At 65.8% G+C, this 19804-nt stretch carries 20 protein-coding genes; 9 read left to right on the forward strand and 11 right to left on the reverse strand.

Annotation, left to right across the window (positions count from 1 at the left end; genetic code table 11):
• The first annotated feature begins 2 nt into the window (after nucleotides 1-2).
• The 3 genes from ntrC to EL388_RS10420 are packed head-to-tail and all read left to right on the forward strand — an operon-like array spanning nucleotide 3 to nucleotide 3441.
• Nucleotides 3-1409, forward strand: a complete 1407-nt coding sequence (ntrC, locus tag EL388_RS10410) for a nitrogen regulation protein NR(I) (RefSeq protein WP_126463234.1) — start codon at nucleotides 3-5, stop codon at nucleotides 1407-1409.
• A 52-nt stretch (nucleotides 1410-1461) separates the two neighbouring features.
• Nucleotides 1462-2421: an AEC family transporter gene (locus EL388_RS10415; RefSeq protein WP_126463236.1), complete on the forward strand. Its 960-nt coding sequence runs from the start codon at nucleotides 1462-1464 to the stop codon at nucleotides 2419-2421.
• Between the two features lie 57 nt (nucleotides 2422-2478).
• A complete protein-coding gene (locus EL388_RS10420) occupies nucleotides 2479-3441 on the forward strand; it encodes a hypothetical protein (protein WP_126463238.1) in 963 nt (320 codons plus the stop codon).
• Nucleotides 3442-3497: 56 nt separating this feature from the next.
• Here the strand turns inward: EL388_RS10420 and iscX are convergent, their stop codons facing one another.
• From iscX to EL388_RS10475, 11 genes are all read right to left on the reverse strand, one after another.
• The gene (gene iscX, locus EL388_RS10425) at nucleotides 3498-3692 is read right to left on the reverse strand and encodes a Fe-S cluster assembly protein IscX (protein ID WP_126463240.1); all 195 of its coding nucleotides are present in this window, start codon (nucleotides 3690-3692) and stop codon (nucleotides 3498-3500) included.
• Nucleotides 3693-3783: 91 nt separating this feature from the next.
• Nucleotides 3784-4122 (reverse strand): ISC system 2Fe-2S type ferredoxin, encoded by a 339-nt coding sequence (gene fdx, locus EL388_RS10430; RefSeq protein ID WP_126463242.1) that lies wholly within the window; start codon nucleotides 4120-4122, stop codon nucleotides 3784-3786.
• Nucleotides 4110-4910 carry a DUF3050 domain-containing protein gene (locus tag EL388_RS10435; RefSeq protein ID WP_126463244.1) on the reverse strand — a complete coding sequence of 267 codons (801 nt, stop codon included), beginning with the start codon at nucleotides 4908-4910 and terminating at the stop codon, nucleotides 4110-4112. Before EL388_RS10435 ends, fdx begins: the two co-directional genes overlap by 13 nt.
• Before the next feature lie 14 nt (nucleotides 4911-4924).
• Nucleotides 4925-6790 (reverse strand): Fe-S protein assembly chaperone HscA, encoded by a 1866-nt coding sequence (gene hscA / locus EL388_RS10440; protein ID WP_126463246.1) that lies wholly within the window; start codon nucleotides 6788-6790, stop codon nucleotides 4925-4927.
• A gap of 78 nt (nucleotides 6791-6868) precedes the next feature.
• Nucleotides 6869-7396 carry a Fe-S protein assembly co-chaperone HscB gene (hscB, locus tag EL388_RS10445; protein WP_126463248.1) on the reverse strand — a complete coding sequence of 176 codons (528 nt, stop codon included), beginning with the start codon at nucleotides 7394-7396 and terminating at the stop codon, nucleotides 6869-6871.
• Between the two features lie 75 nt (nucleotides 7397-7471).
• On the reverse strand, nucleotides 7472-7795 hold the full coding sequence (gene iscA, locus EL388_RS10450; protein ID WP_126463250.1) for an iron-sulfur cluster assembly protein IscA: 324 nt from the start codon (nucleotides 7793-7795) through the stop codon (nucleotides 7472-7474).
• 2 nt (nucleotides 7796-7797) lie between these two features.
• Nucleotides 7798-8235 (reverse strand): Fe-S cluster assembly scaffold IscU, encoded by a 438-nt coding sequence (gene iscU, locus EL388_RS10455; protein WP_126463252.1) that lies wholly within the window; start codon nucleotides 8233-8235, stop codon nucleotides 7798-7800.
• A 21-nt stretch (nucleotides 8236-8256) separates the two neighbouring features.
• Nucleotides 8257-9468, reverse strand: coding sequence for an IscS subfamily cysteine desulfurase (locus EL388_RS10460; protein ID WP_126463254.1), 1212 nt, complete (start codon nucleotides 9466-9468; stop codon nucleotides 8257-8259).
• 12 nt (nucleotides 9469-9480) lie between these two features.
• Nucleotides 9481-9960 carry a Fe-S cluster assembly transcriptional regulator IscR gene (gene iscR, locus EL388_RS10465; RefSeq protein ID WP_126463256.1) on the reverse strand — a complete coding sequence of 160 codons (480 nt, stop codon included), beginning with the start codon at nucleotides 9958-9960 and terminating at the stop codon, nucleotides 9481-9483.
• Between the two features lie 83 nt (nucleotides 9961-10043).
• A complete protein-coding gene (cysE, locus tag EL388_RS10470; protein WP_172599396.1) occupies nucleotides 10044-10796 on the reverse strand; it encodes a serine O-acetyltransferase in 753 nt (250 codons plus the stop codon).
• A gap of 100 nt (nucleotides 10797-10896) precedes the next feature.
• Entirely contained in the window at nucleotides 10897-11607 is a 711-nt protein-coding gene (locus EL388_RS10475; protein ID WP_232019119.1) for an RNA methyltransferase, read from the reverse strand.
• A 60-nt stretch (nucleotides 11608-11667) separates the two neighbouring features.
• On the opposite strand from EL388_RS10475, the gene EL388_RS10480 reads away from it, so the two are divergent.
• The 6 genes from EL388_RS10480 to EL388_RS10505 all read left to right on the forward strand — a co-directional run bounded on the left by EL388_RS10480 (nucleotide 11668) and on the right by EL388_RS10505 (nucleotide 19743).
• Entirely contained in the window at nucleotides 11668-12465 is a 798-nt protein-coding gene (locus EL388_RS10480; protein ID WP_126463261.1) for an inositol monophosphatase family protein, read from the forward strand.
• Nucleotides 12466-12546: 81 nt separating this feature from the next.
• On the forward strand, nucleotides 12547-14631 hold the full coding sequence (locus EL388_RS10485) for a response regulator (RefSeq protein ID WP_126463263.1): 2085 nt from the start codon (nucleotides 12547-12549) through the stop codon (nucleotides 14629-14631).
• A 63-nt stretch (nucleotides 14632-14694) separates the two neighbouring features.
• On the forward strand, nucleotides 14695-17367 hold the full coding sequence (mutS, locus tag EL388_RS10490) for a DNA mismatch repair protein MutS (RefSeq protein ID WP_165919174.1): 2673 nt from the start codon (nucleotides 14695-14697) through the stop codon (nucleotides 17365-17367).
• On the forward strand, nucleotides 17367-17642 hold the full coding sequence (locus EL388_RS10495; protein WP_126463265.1) for an AF1514 family protein: 276 nt from the start codon (nucleotides 17367-17369) through the stop codon (nucleotides 17640-17642). The genes mutS and EL388_RS10495 overlap by 1 nt, the downstream gene beginning before the upstream one ends.
• 189 nt (nucleotides 17643-17831) lie before the next feature.
• The gene (locus tag EL388_RS10500; protein WP_126463266.1) at nucleotides 17832-18056 is read left to right on the forward strand and encodes a hypothetical protein; all 225 of its coding nucleotides are present in this window, start codon (nucleotides 17832-17834) and stop codon (nucleotides 18054-18056) included.
• Between the two features lie 478 nt (nucleotides 18057-18534).
• Nucleotides 18535-19743 carry a polysaccharide pyruvyl transferase family protein gene (locus EL388_RS10505; RefSeq protein ID WP_126463268.1) on the forward strand — a complete coding sequence of 403 codons (1209 nt, stop codon included), beginning with the start codon at nucleotides 18535-18537 and terminating at the stop codon, nucleotides 19741-19743.
• The last annotated feature ends 61 nt before the right edge of the window (nucleotides 19744-19804 follow it).

Consider the following 19804-nt stretch of genomic DNA (forward strand, 5'->3'; position numbering starts at 1 on the left):
CTATGAAACCAATCTGGATCATCGACGACGACCGTTCCATCCGCTGGGTGTTCGACAAGGCGCTCAAGCGCGAGAACCTGCCGCACCGCATCTTCGACAGCGCCGAGGACGCCCTGCGCGCCTTGGAACGCGAAACCCCCGGCGCGGTGCTCACCGACATCCGCATGGACGGCATCAGCGGCCTGGAATTCATGGATACGCTGAAGGCCCGGCATGCCAAGCTGCCTGTGATCGTGATGACCGCCTACGCCGACCTCGATTCGGCCGTATCGGCCTTCCAGGGCGGCGCCTTCGAATACCTGCCCAAGCCGTTCGACGTCAATCATGCCCTGGAGCTGATCCACCGCGCCCTCGACGAGACCGCGCGCGAAGAGGAAGCCGGCGGTGATGCCGCGCTGACCGGCCAGGCCATGCTCGGCCAGGCCCCGGCCATGCAGGACGTCTTCCGCGCCATCGGCCGCCTGGCCCAATCGCATGCCACGGTGCTGATCACCGGCGAGACCGGCACCGGCAAGGAGCTGGTCGCGCGCGCCCTGCACCGGCACAGCCCGCGCCGCGACAAGCCCTTCATCGCACTCAACACCGCCGCCATCCCGAAAGACCTGCTCGAATCCGAGCTGTTCGGCCACGAGCGCGGCGCCTTCACCGGCGCCACCGGCTCGCGCCGCGGCCGCTTCGAGCAGGCCGACGGCGGCACCCTGTTCCTCGACGAGATCGGCGACATGCCGCCCGACCTGCAGACCCGCCTGCTGCGCGTGCTGGCCGACGGCGAGTTCTACCGGGTCGGCGGCCACCAGCCGGTGCGCGCCAACGTCCGGGTCATCGCCGCCACCCACCAGAACCTGGAGGACCGGGTGAAACAGGGACTCTTTCGCGAGGACCTGTTCCACCGGCTCAACGTCATCCGGATCAAACTGCCGCCCCTGCGCGAGCGGCGCGAGGACATCCCGCTCCTGGTCCGCCACTTCCTGCAAAAGAGCGCCCAGGAGCTCGGCGTCGAGATGAAGCAGGTCAGCGACGAGGCCATGAAGCAGCTGATGGCCCTGCCCTATCCGGGCAACGTGCGACAGCTGGAGAACCTTTGCCACTGGCTGACGGTGATGGGCCCCGGCCAGGTGATCGAGCCCAAGGATCTGCCGCCCGAGGCCCTGGAATCGCCGCAGCACGCGGCGCTGGACTGGGCCGAGGCCCTGGCCCGCACCGCCCAGGCCCGGCTCGCCCGCGGCGAGGCCGGCATCATTGCCGACCTTGCCGCCGAGTTCGAGCGCACCCTGATCCGCACCGCGCTCGACCAGACCGGCGGCCGCCGGATCGAGGCCGCCCACCTGCTCGGCCTGGGCCGCAACACCCTCACCCGCAAGATCCAGGAACTGGGACTGGAGAACGGCGGCGAGCCGCACAAGGACTGAGCAGCCCGGCCGTAGACGGCCATAGCCGAAGGCGGCCGGCTACAATCGGGGCATGAGCGCCGAATTCCTCCGCCAACTCTTCCTCCAGGTCTGGCTGCCCATCGTGCTGCTGGTCGCCGCCGGCGGCCTCTGGGCCCGCTACCGCAAGGAGATCGCCCCGGCCGCGCAGTTGCGGGTGCAGCTCAATCGACTGGTGGTTGACGTGTTCGCCCCGCCCCTGCTCTTTGCCCTGGCGGCGCAGGCGAAGATCAGCTGGGATCTGCTCACCGTGCCGCTTCTGGTCGCCAGCGGCGTGCTCATCAACGGCGCCCTGCTCTATCTGCTGCTCTACCGCTCGTCGCTCGGCCGTGGCATCAAGCGGCCGACCCGCGCCGCCATCCTGCTCACCGGCATGTTCGGCAACATCCTGTTCATGGGCTATCCCACCCTGACCTTTCTCTATGGCGACCAGGGCGGCAGCTATGCCGGCTTCGCCGACGTCCTGGCCGGCACCCCGCTGCTCTGGACCCTGGGCGTCTGGATCGCCACCCGCCTGGGCCACGAAGGCAACCACGGCGTCAGCCTGTTCCGTATCGTGCTGCGGCTGCCCCCGGTCTGGGGCTTTGTTCTCGGCTTCGCCGTCAATTTCGCCGGCATCGACATCACGCCCCTGGTCAAGGCGGCCAAGTTCATGGGCCAGGCCACCATCCCGATCATGCTTTTCGCCCTGGGCCTGTCCATCCCCTGGGGCGACCTCAAGCCCTGCCGGCAGACCGCGGTCGCGGTCGCGGTGAAGCTGCTGGTCGGGCCGCTGGTGGTCTGGGCCCTCGCCCGCTCCGTCATCGGCCCGCTCGGCGACGCCCAGGCCGCCGCCGTGATCGAAACCGCCATGCCGACCATGATCATGGCCGCCTCCTTTGCCGATCGCTTCGGCCTCGACGTGCGCGCCGCCGCGCTCACCGCGGCCTGGAGCAGCGTGGTGTTCATGCTCACCCTGCCGCTCTGGATCTGGTTCCTGCACGCGCCAGGGTGACTTTTGCCCGGCGGCGCCGAATAATTCGATCAGCCCCAAGCCCGAACCGAGCCGATCATGCCTGGCTTCCTGAATGCCCTGATCTCCGGCCTGCGACCGGCCACAGCCGACCCCGAGCTCGACGCCGCGGTCGAGCGGGTGGTGTATACGATCGAGCCCAAGCTCAAGCTCGCCGGCGGCTATCCCCAGCGCTACCGCAAGGCGGTGGCCCACGCCCTGGCCTACGCCCGCAACCTGGCCACGCAGGTGCCCGGCCCGGTCGACATCAACCGTGAGGCCTACACCAAGGATTCCTTCATCCGCGCCATCTTCGCCTCGCCCGACGAATTCAAGTCGGCCCTGTGCATGAGCCGGGCCATGCAGGACTACCTCAAGGGCAATGCCTGCACCATCGGCAGCCAGCTCTACGCCATGGTCGGCATGCGCCGACGGGAAAAGGGGGTCATCGGCATGGAGGTGATCGGCGACACCGTGCACCACGACGTGCCGCAGACCGCGGTCTGCTTCTCCGACCACACCCTGACCAACATCAGCCACAGCGAGGCGGATACCCGCGAGCTGCTGACCTGGAGCTTCATGGACAGCCTGCTCGCCCAGGTGACCGACCGCATCGAACAACTCAAGCAGTCCCGGCAGGCGCTCGACCAGAAGAGCAACGAGATCATCGGCCGCCTGCATTCGGCCAGCGCCGATCAACGCGGGCAGTTGCAACAGGAGCTGGACACCACCCTGGCCGAATTGCGCACCGCCACCGAGCGGCTCGACCTGCGTCGCTACGCCGACTATCTCGACGAAGTCCTGCTCCAGCCGCAGGCCCACCTGCGCCTGGAAACGGTCACCCTGCACATCGACGACATGGGCATCAAACGCGAGCCGGGCGCCGGCCGGGAAATCACCTTCGTCGACATGATCAGCCGCGATCGGCGGCGCTGGTGCATCGCCCTGCTGCACTGCCAGAGCCCCGGCCTCATCCCCATGACCGACCGGCTGCAAGAGGCCGACCGCTGGATGAACATCTGAGCGGCACACCAACGAAAAAGCGGGCCGCGGCCCGCTTTCATCAACGCAGCAAAGCCTCAATCCATCTCTTCGATCCAGGCGGCCTGGATGGCCTCGAGAATTTTCTCGTTGGATTTGTTCGGGTCGCCCTCGAAGCCAGGCAGTTCCATCACCCAGCGATGCAGGTCGGTAAAGCGCACGTATTGCGGGTCGACATCGGGGTGATGTTCGACCAGGGCGATGGCGATATCCAGGGTGTCGGTCCATTTCATGACAAGCCTCCAGTCGACAGTTTGCAGTTTTCAGCAAAGACGGTCGGCCGGTATTTTCTGCCGACTGCCAACCGAATACTGCCAACCCTATTCAATGTCCTTCCTTCACCATATTGATGGTGTACTTGGGAATCTCGATCACCAGATCCTTGCTGCCGACCAGGGCTTGGCAGGACAGGCGCGAGGTCGGCTCCAAACCCCAGGCCTTGTCGAGCAGGTCTTCCTCGGTCTCGGTCGGTTCGGAAAGGCTGTCGTAACCCTCGCGGATCACCACATGGCAGGTGGTGCAGGCGCAGGACTTCTCGCAGGCGTGCTCGATCTCGATGCCGTTGTCGAGCAGGGTGTCGCAGATCGAGACACCCTTCTGGGCGTCGATCACGGCGCCGTCCGGGCAGAGTTCCTCGTGCGGCAGGACGATCAATTGGGGCATACGGCTTCCTTCTTTTCAGCTTGGCTCGGCAGTGCCGCCAGCACGCCATCCCAGAACGCAAGGCGGGCCTCGATGGCCTGCACGGCGGCGGCCTCGGCCTCGGCCTCGGCCCGCCGGCCGGCATCATCGCCGCACAGGGCGTCGAGCAGGCGCAGGCTGAGCGGAGCATGGAAGTCCTCGTCCAGATGGATGTGGCGATTCAAATAATAGTGGAAAGTCGGCGCCTGCTGCTCGGTCACCGCCATGCGCGCCAGGAAGGCGCGGAACATGGCCGGGATGACGTGCTCGCGCCCCAGGGCCAGGGCGGCAGCCACCGCGTGCGGCCGGCCGGAGTCGATGAAACCGAAGGTCACGCGGGTGAAGCGCAGGGCCGACTCGGGCACCCTGGCATTCGCCAGCGCGTGCTCCAGGCCCTGGCCGCGCACCAGTTCGATGAAGCGCTGCACCTGCGTGGTGTCGGCGCCGATCTCGCGCATGGCGCCCAGATACAGCTCGAAGTGGCTGGCAAAGCCCGCGGCGCCGGGCGGGGCCTCGTCGGTCTCCTCCTCCAGCACCAGTTCATTGATGAAGCGGGCCACGCTGGCGTCCGCCCCCGGTATCCAGGGCCAGCGCGCCGGCGCCACATTGTGCTGCAGGTACTTGATCAGCGACATGAAATCCCAGACCGAATAGACATGGTGCTGCATGAACACGCGCAGATCGTCGGTTGTCCTGAGAGCGGCGTAGATCGGATGGCTGTTCAGCCGGTCCTGCAGGCCGCGGATGAAATCGGTGTCGAACTTGCTCATGCCCATAACCTGTCTCAGAGATCCAGTTCTTCCAGCTTGTGTCCGGTCAGGGCGCGCCGGACGCTGGCGTCCATGCGCCGGGCGGCGAAGTCGCCGGTGCCCTGGTTCAGCGCGTCGAGTGCGCGCTTGATCGCCCTGGCATCACTCCCCTGCAGGGCCTGGCGCATCGCCGCCAGCAGGGCGTCGATCGCCGCCCGCTCGGCGGGGCGGAGCAGGGCGCCGTCCTCGGCCAGGGCCGCCTCGGTCGCCTCGAGCAGGCGCTGGCCGTCGACCTTGAGCTCGGCCAACTGCCGCGCCTCGATGTCGCTGCGGGCATGCTCGTAGGAATCGCGCAGCATGCGCGCCACCTCATCGTCGGTCAGGCCGTAGGAGGGCTTGACCTCAATATGCGACTCGACCCCGGTGCTCATCTCGCGTGCGGACACGGCGAGCAGACCATCGGCATCGACCTGGAAGGTGACCCGGATGCGCGCCGCGCCGGCCACCATGGGCGGGATGCCGCGCAGCTCGAAGCGCGCGAGCGAGCGGCACTCGCTCACCAGCTCCCGCTCGCCCTGTACCACATGGATCGCCATCGCGGTCTGGCCGTCCTTGAAGGTGGTGAATTCCTGGGCGCGCGCGGTCGGAATGGTGGAATTGCGCGGAATGATCTTCTCGACCAGGCCGCCCATGGTCTCGATGCCGAGCGAGAGCGGCACCACGTCGAGCAGCAGCCAGTCGTCACTGCTGCGATTGCCGGCCAGGACGTTGGCCTGGATGGCCGCACCCAGCGCCACCACCTTGTCCGGATCGAGATTGGTCAGCGGGGTCTGGCCGAAGAATTCGCCTACCGCCGCCTGGATGCGCGGCATCCGGGTCGAGCCGCCGACCATGACCACGCCCTTGATGTCGGCCGGCTGCAGGCCGGAATCGCGCAGGGCCTTGCGCGTGGGCAGCAGGGTCTTGTTGACCAGGCTCTCGGTCATGTCGTGGAAGATTTGCTCGGTCAGCTTGAGATCAACCACCTGACCGGACGACAGGATGGCGGTGATGTTGGCCACCGGGTGGTCGGTCAGCATCTCCTTGGCCTCGCGTGCGCGACTGAGCAGCAGGCGCTTGTCGTGGTCGCTGATCGCGGTGAGGCCGGCCTGCTCCAGAATCCAGCAATAGATGCGGCGGTCGAAGTCGTCGCCGCCCAGGGCGGAGTCGCCGTTGGTCGCCAGCACCTCGAACACGCCCTTGGTCAATTTCAGAATCGAGATGTCGAAGGTGCCGCCACCGAGGTCGTACACGGCATAGACGCCCTCCGCCGCGTTGTCCAAACCGTAGGCAATCGCCGCCGCGGTCGGTTCGTTCAAGAGCCGCAGCACGTTGAGCCCGGCCAGGCGCGCGGCATCCTTGGTCGCCTGGCGCTGGGCGTCGTCGAAGTAGGCCGGTACGGTGATCACCGCGCCGGTCAGTTCGCCGGCCAGGGCCGCCTCGGCCCGCACCTTGAGCACCTTGAGGATCTCGGCCGAGACCTCGACCGGGCTCTTCACGCCGGCCGCCGTCTTCAACTGCACCATGCCCGGGGCATCGACGAAGTGATAGGGCAGGGTCGCCATGTCCGGGATGTCCTTGATCCCGCGACCCATGAAGCGTTTGACCGAGACGATGGTGTTGTGCGGGTCTTCGTTGCCGCGTGCCTGGGCCTCGTAACCCACGGTCACCGTGCCGTCGGCCTCATAGTGCACCACCGAAGGCAGCAGGGAATGGCCCTGCTCGTCGTTGATCACCACCGAGATGCCGTTGCGCACCGTGGCGACCAGGGAGTTGGTGGTGCCCAGGTCGATGCCCACCGCCAGCCGGTGCTCGTGCGGCGCGGCGCTCATGCCGGGTTCGGCGATTTGCAGCAAAGCCATAATTTTCGTAAGAAGTTAGGGGTGAGGGGTGAGGAGTATGACAGGGCTTGGTCCGCCTCACTCCTCACTCCTCACGCCTCACTCGATCTCCTCGTAGGCGGCGTCGATCTGGGCCAGCAGTTTTTCCATGAAGCGGTATTTTCGCAGCACCTCGGCCGCCTGGGCGTAGTCGTGACGCTCGTCGAGCAGCACCGCCAATTCGCCCTGCAGGCCCTCAGCGACGGCGCGCAGCTCCTTCTCCAGCCGCTGCAAGCCGGCGAAATCCTTGCCGGCCTGGGCGGAGGCCAAAGTCTCGCGCCACTCCATCTGCTGCATCAGAAAGTCGGGCGGCATCCGGGTGTTGTTCGGGTCCATCGCCTCGATGCCCTGCAGTTCCAGCAGGTAGCGCGCCCGCTCGAACGGTTTGCGCAGCGTGGCATAGGCCTCGTTCACCCGGGCGGTCCACTGCATGGACAGCCGTTTCTCCGCCTCGCCGGCATGGGCGAAGCGGTCCGGATGCACTTCCGACTGGATGCTGCGATAGGCCTGTTCCAGCGCCCCGGCGTCGATGGCGAAGCCGGGCTTGAGGCCGAACAGTTCGAAGTGGTTGCGATTGAAATCCAGCATGGCGATCAGCTAACAGCAGTCAGCGGCCAGCAAAACCTGATTAGGCTGAGTGCCGATGACTGACCGCTGATGGCTTCAAACGTTGAAGCTCTCGCCGCAGCCGCACGAGTTCTTGACGTTGGGGTTGTTGAACTTGAAGCCCTCGTTCAACCCTTCCTTGACGAAATCCAGCTCGGTGCCATCCAGGTAGACCAGGCTCTTGGGGTCGACGTAGACGGTGACGCCGTGGCTCTCGAACTTGATGTCCTCGGGGTCCTCGACATCGGCGAACTCCAGCTTGTAGGCCAGGCCGGAGCAGCCCGAGGTGCGGACGCCGAGCTTGACGCCCAGGCCCTTGCCCCGCTTGGCGAGGAAGTTGGTCACGTGGTTGGCGGCGCGTTCGGACAGGGTGACAGCCATGATCAAGCCTCCTGAGCCGAAACCGGCGGATGGCAGGCGGTATATTCCTCGCCACCGCCCAGGCCATGCTTCTGCTTGTAGTCGGCCACGGCCGCCTTGATCGCGTCCTCGGCCAGGATCGAGCAGTGGATCTTCACCGGCGGCAGGGCCAGCTCTTCGGCGATCTGGGTGTTCTTCAACGCCATGGCCTCATCCAGGCTCTTGCCCTTCACCCACTCGGTGACCAGGGAAGACGAGGCGATGGCCGAACCGCAGCCGTAGGTCTTGAACTTGGCATCCTCGATGATGCCCTGCTCGTTGACCTTGATCTGCAGCTTCATCACGTCGCCGCAGGCAGGCGCCCCCACCATACCGGTGCCGACATTCTCGTCGCTCTTGTCGAAAGCGCCCACGTTGCGGGGGTTCTCATAGTGGTCGAGGACCTTGTCGCTGTATGCCATGATGGTTTCTCCTTGCCAGACTCAGTGGGCGGCCCACTGGACCGATTTCAAATCGACGCCGTCTTTGTACATTTCCCAAAGCGGCGACATCTCGCGCAGCTTGCCGATCTTGTCGTGCAGCAGCTTGATCGTGTAGTCGATCTCGGCCTCGGTGGTGAAACGGCCGATGGTAAAACGGATCGAGCTGTGCGCCAGCTCGTCGTCGCGGCCCAGGGCCTTGAGCACGTAGGACGGCTCCAGACTGGCCGAGGTGCAGGCCGAGCCGGAGGACACCGCGAGGTCCTTGATCGCCATGATCAGCGACTCGCCCTCGACGAAGCTGAAGCTGACGTTGAGGTTGCCGGCGATGCGGCTGGCCAGGTCGCCGTTGACGTGGACTTCCTCGATGTCGGACACGCCCTGCCACAGGCGGTCGCGCAGCATGCGGATGCGCTCGGTCTCGGCCTGCATCTCGGCGCGGGCGATGGCGAAGGCCTCGCCCATGCCGACGATCTGGTGGGTCGGCAGGGTGCCCGAGCGCATGCCGCGCTCGTGGCCACCGCCGTGCATCTGCGCCTCCAGGCGCACGCGCGGCTTGCGCCGCACATACAGGGCGCCGATGCCCTTGGGACCATAGACCTTGTGCGCCGAGAACGACATCAGGTCCACCTTCAGTTGATTCAGATCGATGTCGACCTTGCCGGCGGCCTGGGCGGCGTCGACATGGAAGATCACGCCCTTGTCGCGGCAGATCTCGCCCATGGCCGGGATGTCCTGGATCACGCCGATCTCGTTGTTGACGTACATCACCGAGGCGAGGATGGTATCCGGCCGGATCGCGGCCTTGAAGGCATCCAGGCTGACCAAGCCGTTTTCCTGCACCGGCAGATAGGTCACCTCGAAGCCCTGGCGTTCCAGCTCGCGGCAGGTGTCCAGCACGGCCTTGTGCTCGGTCCGCACGGTGATGATGTGCTTGCCCTTGCCCTGGTAGAAGTGGGCGGCGCCCTTGAGCGCAAGGTTGTTCGACTCGGTCGCGCCCGAGGTCCAGACGATCTCGCGCGGGTCGGCGTTGACCAAGCTGGCCACCTGCTCGCGCGCGGCCTCCACCGCCTTGTCCGCTTCCCAGCCGAAGACGTGGGTGCGCGAGGCCGGGTTGCCGAACTTCTCGGTCAGATAAGGGATCATCTTCTCCGCCACCCGGGGATCGACCGGGGTGGTGGCGGAATAATCCAGATAGATCGGGGTCTTCACCATATCGCGCTCCGTTTAGCTGCTCAGGGCCATCTTCAGATCGGCAGTGCCGACGACGCGGCGATCCTGCTTGCCTTCCTGTTTCTGTTTCTCGGCCTGGCTCACCACCAGCTCGTTGAGGTTGACCGATTCCAGATACTGATAAATGTGGGTGTTCAGATTGGTCCACAAGTCGTGGGTCATGCAGGGGTGGTCGTCATGGCAGTTGCCCAGGCCGCCGCACTGGGTGGCGTCGATCGGCTCGTCCACGGCGCGGATGATGTCGGCCACGGTAATCTCCACCATCGGCTTGGCCAGGCAATAGCCGCCGCCCGGGCCGCGCACGCTCTCGACCAGGCCTTGCCGGCGCAGGCGGCCGAACAGCTGCTCCAGGTAGGACAGCGAAATGTGCTGGCGCTCGCTGATGCCGGCCAAAGTCACCGGGCCGCGCTGATGGCGCAGGCCCAGATCGATCATCGCGGTTACCGCAAAACGCCCTTTAGTCGTCAGTCTCATGATTCACACCCCTCTCAAGGTATCCAGTGCATGCAGTGTATTAATCCCGAGAAAAATAGTCAACTATTCACTGGATGAGACCATCAATCCACGATTTTGTTCAGGTAGTCCGGGTCGAAGCCGTCGCCCGGCTTACTTGGCTCTTCCGCCCCGCCGCCCAGGCGTTTGAGCTCGGCCACGATCCACTCCAGGCGCTGATCGGTCGCCGCGCTGTGGTCGACCAGGCCGTGGATCGCCTTGACCATCGGGTCGTTCATGTCGGCGCTGATGGCATAGGCCGAGAAGCCCATCTTTTCCGCCTGTTCGGTCCGCGCCTTTTCCCGCGCGCCGTCGAGGATGCGGGCCGGGATGCCGACTGCCGTGGCGCCGGCCGGCACGTCCTTCACCACCACGGCGTTGGAACCGACCTTGGCGCCGTTGCCCAGGGTGATCGGGCCCAGGATCTTGGCCCCGGCGCCGACGATCACGCCGCTCTCCAGGGTCGGGTGCCGCTTGCCCTTCTGCCACGAGGTGCCACCCAGGGTGACGCCGTGGTACAACGTGCAGTCGTCGCCGATCTCCGCCGTCTCGCCGATCACCACGCCCATGCCGTGGTCGATGAACACCCGGCGGCCGATCTGGGCACCCGGATGAATCTCGATACCGGTCAGCCAGCGGGCGACCATGGACGACAGGCGCGCCAGCCACTTCAACCCCAGGCCCCAGAGGGCGTGGTTGAGGCGGTGCAGCAGGATGGCATGCACGCCGGGATAGGTGGTCAGCACCTCGAAGAAGGTGCGGGCCGCCGGATCCCGTTCGAACACGACACCGATGTCTTCGCGCAACCTGGCAAACATTGGAATATTCGCAATCCTTAATGAAACGAAGTATGCGATTCCCGACTAAAGCGGTCAATTATAGCGATGGCCGAAAGCCAAAGCCATAGACTTTAGAGGGTTATTGCCGGCCGGCCTTCTGCATGGCGGCCAGGATGCCGCGGAGGATGGCGACCTCCTCCTTCTCCAGGCCGGCCCGGGCGAACAGCCGGCGCAGCCGGGGCATCAGCCGCTTGGGCGCGGCCGGGTCGAGGAAGTCGATGGCGACCAGGGTGCGCTCCAGCTCGGCATAGAAGCCCTCCACCTCTTCGTGGCGGGCGGCCTCGAACTCGGGCAGGGAGATGGTGGCGTCCTCCAGGCTGCTGCGCAGCTCGTAGGCCAGCACTTGCACCGCCGAGGCCAGATTGAGCGACATATAGTCGGGGTTGGCCGGGATGTTGATCAGCCAGCGGCAGCGCGAGAGCTGCTCGTTCGACAGGCCGAAGGTTTCCGAACCGAAGACCAGGGCCACCGGCGCGGCCGTCGCCTCGCTCAATAACAGGGGCGCCGCCTGGCGCGGGGTATAAGCCGGGTGTGGCAGGTCGCGCCGGCGCGAGGTGCAGGCCGCCGCCAGCACGGTGTCGGCCAGGGCCGCGTCCAAGCTCGCGCAGACCACGGCCGCATCGAGCACGTCGACCGCGCCCGAGGCCCGGGCCCGGGCCTCGTCGTCGATGGCGCACTTGGGGTTGACCAGGTAGAGCCGGGACAGGCCCATCACCTTCATCGCCCGCGCCGCCGCCCCGATGTTGCCAGGGTGACTGGTCTCGACCAGCACGACGCGGAGATTGTCCAAAGCGGAAGCGGGATTCACGGTAAAATGCCGGGGATTCGATTGCTCTTTAATTAACCAGCCATGCATCCGATGCTCAACACGGCGGTCAAGGCCGCCCGGCGCGCCGGCGCCATCATCAACCGGGCCTCCAACGACCTGGACCAACTCACCGTGCGCGCGAAACGGGAAAACGATTTCGTCAGCGAGGTCGACCACGGCGCCGAACAGGCTATCATCGACACCCTGCTCACGGCCTATCCGGGCCATGCGATTCTAGCAGAGGAGTCGGGCGTGACCGGCGAATCGGAATACCAGTGGGTGATCGATCCGCTCGACGGCACCACCAATTTCCTGCATGGCTTTCCCCAGTACGCGATCTCCATCGCCCTGCTGCACAACGGCGTGCCCACCCACGGCGTGGTCTACGACCCCACCCGCAACGAACTGTTCACCGCCAGCCGCGGCGTCGGCGCCTTCCTCAACGATCGCCGCATCCGCGTATCCAAGCGGGCCAAGCTGAAGGAATCGCTGATCGGCACCGGCTTCCCCTTCCGCGACTTCAGCCACCTGGACGCCTACCTCGGCATGTTCCGCGACCTGGTGCAGAAGACCGCCGGCCTGCGCCGTCCCGGCTCGGCCGCGCTCGACCTGGCCTGGACCGCCGCCGGCCGCACCGACGGCTTCTTCGAGATCGGCCTCAACCTGTGGGACATCGCCGCCGGCTGCCTGCTGGTCACCGAGGCCGGCGGCCTGGTCGGCGACCTCACCGGCGAGGACCGGCATCTGCAAAGCGGCCATGTCGTGGCCGGCAACCCCAAGGTCTTCGTGCAACTGCTGCAGGCGATCGAGCCACACCTCACGCTCCCGCTCAAGGCCTGAGCGAGGCCCGCCCTTGGCGGGCCGGGCTTTCTGCCGGCAGAATCCACCTACAATAAGGACACGCTCAGCGACCGGGGACACATGAACTCGCTCAAGCAAATCTTGGTGGTCGAGGACGATCCGGATATTCAGAAGATATTGCGTCTTGCCCTCGAAACGGTAGGCGGCTTCAAGGCCACCGTCACCGGTTCGGGCCAGGAGGCCCTGGCCGCACTCGACCGATGCCAGCCGGACCTGCTGCTGCTCGACGTCATGATGCCGGGCATGGATGGCCCCACCACCCTGAGCCAGATCCGCCAGCGCGCCGAACACCGCGACACCCCCGCGATCTTCCTCACCGCGAAGGCGCAGACCCACGAAGTGGCCCACCTGCTCGCCCTCGGCGCCCTCGCCGTCATCGCCAAGCCCTTCGACCCCATGGGCCTGGCGGCGGAGCTTCGCCAGCACTGGCAAAAGGCCCGGGCAGCGGAGCCGCCGGCGACCGAACCGAAACCCGAACTCTCGCTCGAGACCTCGATCGAGGCCCTGCGCCTGGAATTCATCGCTGAGATCCCCCAGCGCATGGGGGACATCGCCCGGCTCTGGCAGGCCCTCACAGCCGGCCGCGCCAAGCTGGCCGACCTGCAGGAACTGATCCGTCTGATCCACAGCCTCGCCGGCACCAGCCGCACCTATGGCTTCGACAGCCTCGGCCTGCAGGCCAAGGAGATCGAAAAGGCCCTGCAGGCCCACCACGACCAGGGCAGCCTGCCGGGAGCGGACGCACAACGGGCACTCGTCGCCCAACTGTCCGCGCTCGAACGGCAGGCCAAGCAGGCCACGCAAGCCGCCCCGCCGCAACCGGCCGCCGCAGAGGAAGTGCCGACCCTGCCGCTGCAGGCCAAGGCCCTGGTCTACCTGCTGGAGGATGACCCGGCCCAGGCCGCGGTGCTGGCTGCCCAACTGGGCCTGTTCGGCTACCGGATCCGGCACTTCCAGGAAACCACCCCCCTGCTCGAGTCCCTGGAGCAGGAACGTCCGGCCGCCATGGTCTTCGACATCATGCTGAAGGAAGGCCCGATGGGCGGCATCGAACTGGCCCGCCGCCTCTCCACCGGCGAGCATGGCGACATCCCCATCGTCTTCGTCTCCTCCCGCGACGACATCACCGCCCGGCTGGAGGCCGTGCGTGCCGGCTGCTCCGCCTATCTGCTCAAACCGGTCGACGCCAACAAGCTGGTCGATGTCCTCGACAACCTGCTCAAGCAGGCCCTGCAAACGCCCTACCGCATCCTGATCGTCGAAGACCAGGATGCCCTGGCCCGGCACATCGAGACGCTGCTGCAGGACGCCGGCCTGGAGACCAGCATCGTCTCCCACCCGCTCGAGGCCCTGCAGGCGATCAACAACTACAACCCCGACCTGATCCTGATGGACATGTACATGCCGGACTGCAGCGGCGAGGAGCTGGCCAAGTTGATCCGCCAGCACGGCCAGTACGACAGCCTGCCCATCGTCTTCCTCTCTTCCGAGCAAAACCTCGACATCCAGATGATCGCCCTGCGCACCGGCGCCGACGACTTCCTGACCAAGCCGATCGACCCCAAGCGCCTGGTCCATGCCGTGAGGATTCGGGCCGAGCGCTTCCGCCTGCTCAATTCGCTGATGGTGCGCGACAGCATGACCGGGCTGCTCAACCATGCTCGCTCGAAAGAGGCCCTGGCCGCCGAAATCGCCCGCGCCCGACGCAACAACACGCCGCTTTCGGTCGCCATGATCGACATCGACAAGTTCAAGGCGATCAACGACAAGCATGGCCATCCGGTCGGCGACCGGGTGATCAAGAGCCTGGCCCGCCTGATCCAGGAGCGCCTGCGCAGCACCGACGTCGGCGGCCGCTATGGCGGCGAGGAATTCATCATGGTCCTACCCAACTGCCCGCAGGAGCAGGCCGCGCAGATACTGAACGACCTGCGCATCCGCTTCGGCCGGATCCGCCACTCCAGCGACAAGCAAGACCAGGAGTTCACCGCCACCTTCAGCGCCGGTGTCGCAAGCTTCCCCACCTGCAACAGCGCCGAATCCTTGCTCATGACCGCCGATGCCGCCCTCTATCAGGCGAAGAAGCGCGGCCGAAATCGGGTGATCATGGCCACCGGCGAGATCGGTTACGCCAGCAATCAATAGGCGAAAACCTTAAGCGGGTGCTCCCGCGAACAACAGTGTTTCGGGGATAATCCGGGCTCGCCCATGAACAAGCTCGACCCCCTCAACGCCGACCTCGCCCAGCACACGCCAATGATGCAGCAGTATCTGCGCATCAAGGCCGAGCACCCGCACATGCTGCTGTTCTATCGCATGGGCGACTTCTACGAGCTGTTTTACGACGACGCCGAGCGCGCCGCCCGCCTGCTCGACATCACCCTCACCACGCGCGGCCAATCGGCCGGGGCACCCATCCGCATGGCCGGCGTGCCCTTCCACGCCGCCGAGCAATACCTGGCAAAGCTCATCAAACTGGGCGAGTCGGTCGCCATCTGCGAACAGATCGGCGACCCGAAGACGGCCAAGGGCCCGATCGAACGCAAGGTGGTGCGCATCGTCACTCCCGGCACCCTGACCGACGACGCCCTGCTGGAGCAGAAGCGCGACGCCATCCTGATGGCCCTGGCGCCCGGCCGCGGGGAACTGGGCCTGGCCTGGCTCGTGCTCACCAGCGGCCGGCTTGCGGCCAAGCGCATCGCGCCCGAGCGGCTGGCCGGCGAGCTCGCCCGAATCGCGCCGGCCGAGCTGCTGTTACCCGAGGACTTCGAACATCCGGCACTGCACAGCGACAAGATCGCCCTCACCCGGCGGCCGGTCTGGCAGTTCGACGCCGAACGCGGCCACCGCATCCTGACCGAACACTTCGGCACCCGCGACCTTGTCGCCTTCGGCTGCGAGGATGCGCCCCTGCTGCAGGCCGCCGCCGGCCTCCTGCTCGACTATGCGCGGCAGACCCAGCAGACCGCGCTGCCCCACATCACCGGCTTGAGCCTCGAGCAGGACGGCAGTTTTGTCGCGCTCGACGCCGCCGCCCGCCGCACCCTGGAGCTGACCGAGACCCTGCGCGGCGAGGCCGCACCCACTTTGTTCTCCGAACTCGACCGCTGCATCACCGGCATGGGCAGCCGCCTGCTCAAGACCTGGCTGCACCACCCGCTGCGCCAGCCCCAGGCCCGCCTGCCGCGCCTGGCCGCCATCCGCGGCCTGATCGAGGCGCCACAGGTGGCGCTGCGCCTGCGCGAGATGCTCAAGGGCATGAGCGATCTCGAACGCATCGCCGCCCGCATCGCCCTCAAATCGGCCCGGCCGCGCGACCTCTCCGGCCTGCGCGACAGCCTGCGCCTCTTGCCGGGTTTGCGTGCTGAACTGGCTAATCTCTTCAGCCAAAACCTCCCCACCCCAGCCTTTATCCCCGCCCAGCGGGGGCTCCCCGCACGCGGGGAGGGAGCAAACCCATCCCCCACTTGTGGGGGAGGCCGGGAGGGGGACGCCGTTACCCACCTCTTTACCCGCCTCGACTTCCCTGCCGAGCCGCTGGCCGAACTCATCGCCGCCATCCGGCCCGAACCCTCGGTGGTGCTGCGCGAGGGCGGCGTCATCAATGACGGCTATTCGGCCGAGCTCGACGAGTTGCGCGCCATCCAGGCCAACAGCGGCGACTTCCTCATGCAGATGGAGGCGCGCGAGCGCGAGCGCACCGGCATTGCCAATCTGCGCGTGGAATACAACAAGGTCTCCGGCTTCTACATCGAGGTCACGCGCGCCCAGGCCGACAAGGTGCCGATCGATTATCACCGCCGGCAGACCCTGAAGAACGTCGAGCGCTATATCACACCCGAACTCAAGGCCTTCGAGGACAAGGCCCTGTCGGCCAACGAGCGGGCGCTGATGCTGGAGAAGCAGCTGTTCGACGGCCTGCTCGATGTGCTCATGCCGCACATCGGCGCCATCCAGGCCGCGGCCGCCGCCGTGGCCGAGCTCGACGTGCTCGCCGCCCAGGCCCAGATCGCCGATGAGCGCCGCTATGTCGAACCGGTCTTCACCGACGCTTGGGGCATCGACATCCGCGGCGGCCGCCATCCGGTGGTGGAGACGCGCACCGACAGCTTCATCGCCAACAACCTCACGCTCACGCCCAGCCGGCGCATGCTCATCGTCACCGGCCCCAACATGGGCGGCAAGTCCACCTACATGCGGCAGACCGCGCTGATCGTGCTCATGGCCTGCTGCGGCCTGTATGTGCCGGCGGACAGCGCGACCATCGGGCCCATCGACCAGATCTTCACCCGCATCGGCAGCTCGGACGATCTGGCCGGCGGCCGTTCGACGTTTATGGTCGAAATGACCGAGACCGCGCAGATCCTGCACGGCGCCACCGAGCACAGCCTGGTGCTGCTCGACGAGATCGGCCGCGGCACCTCCACCTTCGACGGCATGGCCCTGGCCTGGGCCTGCGCCCGGCAACTGGCCGAGAAAACCCAGGCCTACACCCTGTTCGCCACCCACTACTTCGAACTCACCCAGCTCGCGCAGGACTACAAGACCATCGCCAACGTCCACCTCGACGCGGTGGAGAGCGGCGGCGGCCTGGTCTTCCTGCACAGCGTCGAGGAAGGCCCGGCCTCGCAAAGCTACGGCATCCAGGTGGCCAGGCTGGCCGGCGTGCCCGGCGCGGTCATCGCCGCCGCCAAGCGCAAACTCACCCAACTGGAAAACCAGCAGGTGATCGAGCACGGCCAGGGCGACCTCTTCGCCAGCGCGGCGCCCGCCGAGCCCGAGCCGCATCCCGCCCTGGAACAGCTCGCCGCCCTCAACCCGGATGAACTCACGCCCAAGGCCGCGCTCGAAGCCTTGTACGAACTGAAGAAACGACTGTGATGCAGACCCTGCACCTTGACGCCGCCGAACTCGGCCTGGACTTCGACACCAGCCTTAAGCTCGCCAACCACATCGCCGAACACCTGCTGGGCAGTGCCATGCTGCTGTCCTTCTACGATCGCGACCGCAACCTGGAATCGCCCGCCGGCGTCTCCGAATGCCACCAGGGCTGCGCCACACCCGGCTGGGTGGACTACGCGGCCAACCGCGGCGGCACGCTGATGGTGAACTTCGGCCAAGGCCGCTTCGTCTTCTGCTACATGCCGCTCGACTAAGCCGTTTGCAAAACGCACCGCTCATCCTGTTTCGATGCTGATGACCGTCTGCCACCTGTGCGGCTGAGTTTTTTAGCTCTGCTTGCCCGCCTATGGAAAGAGGCGTTTAATCTGCGAGCAACAAGACTGATTGGCAATTGCACTACCGAAAGCAGCGTATCTCTTTCCAGAACCGCCTAAGGAGGTCATATGCGTAAATTTGCATCCGTCTGTTCAATGCTCGCAGCACTTGTTTGTTTTTCATCGCTAGCAGTCGCAGAAACATCAGAGCAACTCGCGGAACGAGAAAGACAGGCCAAAGCCGCCGAAGCGGAGGCTCGGATTGCCGAAGCAGAAGCCAGAATTGCGAAAGCAAAGGCCGAAAAAGCAGAAGCAGAAAGAAGAGAAAGACAAGCAAAAGAACCCAAGAAATAACCCGAGAGCACAGTGATCCCCGACACGCAGCCGTTAACGGTATCGGGAAAGCCATTCTAAAGAAGAGGCTCTCTCCCACCCTTGGAAATAACGACAGGAGACATGCTTTGAAATTCGGGAAATTAATATTGCTTGGCGCGATCTACGGCTTCATATCAGTTGCTAGCACAGTGGCCTTGGCATTTGACCCGGCGCCACCCGGGCTAACCCCCAAGGAGGCGAAGTGGCCAGAAGATTGGCCCAAAAAGCCAAAGAAGCCTTCCGAATGCGATATAGCAGCTTGCGCCGATGGAGCCTATCTCGACGAGTCCTCTTGCCGCTGCATAAAACAGCGGCGATCGCCAGATGTGAAAAATTGTGCATTAGTCTGCAAACCGTGGCAGCACATGGATGCTAATTCATGCAAGTGCATCGGCCCCAAGGATGACATGAAGTAGCACGAGCAATCTGAATAAGCTTTATACCAGGCCGAAATACAATGTCGTCGAAGGTGCCGCTCATCCTGTTCGGCGCCTTCGACCGCCACAACTTCGGCGACCTGCTGTTCGCCCACCTCTGGGCCGAACAATTCAAAGACCGTGAACTCATCTTCGCCGGCCTCGCCCAGCGCGACCTCACGCCTTACGGCGGCCACCGGGTGCAGGCCATAAGCCAACTGGCGCAGCGCCCGGGCCAGCAGGCGGTCGACATCCTGCATGTCGGCGGCGAGCTGCTCACCTGCTCGCTCTACGAAGCGGCGATCATGACCCTGCCGCCGGAGGCGGCCCCGGCCGCCATCGCGCGCCACGACCCGGACCCGGCCGGCCGAAGCCTTTGGGCACAACAGCGGCTGGGCTTGCGGCAGGAGATCGGCTATCTGGTGCCGCGCGGCCTGTTCCCCCACACCCGCCGCCTCAGCTTGCACGCGGTGGGCGGCATGGGCCTGAACCAGCTGCCGGACTCGATGCGCAGCGAAGTCATCGCTCACCTACAAGGCGCCGACCACCTGAGCGTGCGCGACCATCTGACGCAAACAATTTTGGCGCAGGCCGGCATCCGGGCCCCGCTCAGCCCGGACGCCGCGCATCGGGTGGCCGAGCTGTTCGGCGTGCGCATCGCGCGGCACGGCCGGCAAGGTGAACCACTAAAGATGCGCACGCGTTTCCCACAAGGCTATCTCGCCATGCAGTTCAGCGCCGACTTCGGCGACGACCCCACCCTGCACGCGCTCGCCGCACAACTGGACGCCTGCGGCGAGCGGACCGGCCTCGGCATCGTCCTGTTCCGCGCCGGCGCCGCGCCCTGGCACGACGAGCTTACCGTCTATCGCCGCCTCGCCGGCTTCATGCGCTGGCCGCAGTGCCATATCTTCGAGTCGCTCAACCTCTGGGACATCTGCGCCCTGCTCGGCCAGGCCCGCGCCTATTGCGGCAGCAGCCTGCACGGCCGCATCGTCGCCCAGGCCTGCTCGGTGGCCGGGGTCAGCCTGGTGCCGGACGTGCAGACGCCGTACAAGGCACAGGCCTATTGCGCCACCTGGCTGCCGGCGGCTGAGCGCAATGTCCGCCCCGTTGGCCAGGCATTGACTGGGATCGAGCAAGCCCTGACCCTATCGTCGGAGTCCTTGCAACAACTGGCCGCCCAGCTTGCCAGCCAGGCCCGCGCCGGCATGAGCGCCACCCTGCATGCCTTGGGAAGCACCGATTAATCGTCATGCCCGCGCAGGCGGGCATCCAGCCCTCGATTTGACTGGGTTCCCGCCTACGCGG

Source organism: Sulfuritortus calidifontis (genome assembly GCF_003967275.1).
GTDB lineage: Bacteria > Pseudomonadota > Gammaproteobacteria > Burkholderiales > Thiobacillaceae > Sulfuritortus > Sulfuritortus calidifontis.

Excerpts from the sequence above, each read along its gene's own strand:
- ntrC (WP_126463234.1), top strand. The coding sequence starts at position 3 with ATGAAACCAATCTGGATCATCGACGACGACCGTTCCATCCGCTGGGTG.
- EL388_RS10415 (WP_126463236.1), top strand. The coding sequence starts at position 1,462 with ATGAGCGCCGAATTCCTCCGCCAACTCTTCCTCCAGGTCTGGCTGCCC.
- EL388_RS10420 (WP_126463238.1), top strand. The coding sequence starts at position 2,479 with ATGCCTGGCTTCCTGAATGCCCTGATCTCCGGCCTGCGACCGGCCACA.
- iscX (WP_126463240.1), bottom strand. The coding sequence starts at position 3,692 with ATGAAATGGACCGACACCCTGGATATCGCCATCGCCCTGGTCGAACAT.
- fdx (WP_126463242.1), bottom strand. The coding sequence starts at position 4,122 with ATGCCCCAATTGATCGTCCTGCCGCACGAGGAACTCTGCCCGGACGGC.
- EL388_RS10435 (WP_126463244.1), bottom strand. The coding sequence starts at position 4,910 with ATGAGCAAGTTCGACACCGATTTCATCCGCGGCCTGCAGGACCGGCTG.
- hscA (WP_126463246.1), bottom strand. The coding sequence starts at position 6,790 with ATGGCTTTGCTGCAAATCGCCGAACCCGGCATGAGCGCCGCGCCGCAC.
- hscB (WP_126463248.1), bottom strand. The coding sequence starts at position 7,396 with ATGCTGGATTTCAATCGCAACCACTTCGAACTGTTCGGCCTCAAGCCC.
- iscA (WP_126463250.1), bottom strand. The coding sequence starts at position 7,795 with ATGGCTGTCACCCTGTCCGAACGCGCCGCCAACCACGTGACCAACTTC.
- iscU (WP_126463252.1), bottom strand. The coding sequence starts at position 8,235 with ATGGCATACAGCGACAAGGTCCTCGACCACTATGAGAACCCCCGCAAC.
- EL388_RS10460 (WP_126463254.1), bottom strand. The coding sequence starts at position 9,468 with ATGGTGAAGACCCCGATCTATCTGGATTATTCCGCCACCACCCCGGTC.
- iscR (WP_126463256.1), bottom strand. The coding sequence starts at position 9,960 with ATGAGACTGACGACTAAAGGGCGTTTTGCGGTAACCGCGATGATCGAT.
- cysE (WP_172599396.1), bottom strand. The coding sequence starts at position 10,796 with ATGTTTGCCAGGTTGCGCGAAGACATCGGTGTCGTGTTCGAACGGGAT.
- EL388_RS10480 (WP_126463261.1), top strand. The coding sequence starts at position 11,668 with ATGCATCCGATGCTCAACACGGCGGTCAAGGCCGCCCGGCGCGCCGGC.
- EL388_RS10485 (WP_126463263.1), top strand. The coding sequence starts at position 12,547 with ATGAACTCGCTCAAGCAAATCTTGGTGGTCGAGGACGATCCGGATATT.
- mutS (WP_165919174.1), top strand. The coding sequence starts at position 14,695 with ATGAACAAGCTCGACCCCCTCAACGCCGACCTCGCCCAGCACACGCCA.
- EL388_RS10495 (WP_126463265.1), top strand. The coding sequence starts at position 17,367 with ATGCAGACCCTGCACCTTGACGCCGCCGAACTCGGCCTGGACTTCGAC.
- EL388_RS10500 (WP_126463266.1), top strand. The coding sequence starts at position 17,832 with ATGCGTAAATTTGCATCCGTCTGTTCAATGCTCGCAGCACTTGTTTGT.
- EL388_RS10505 (WP_126463268.1), top strand. The coding sequence starts at position 18,535 with ATGTCGTCGAAGGTGCCGCTCATCCTGTTCGGCGCCTTCGACCGCCAC.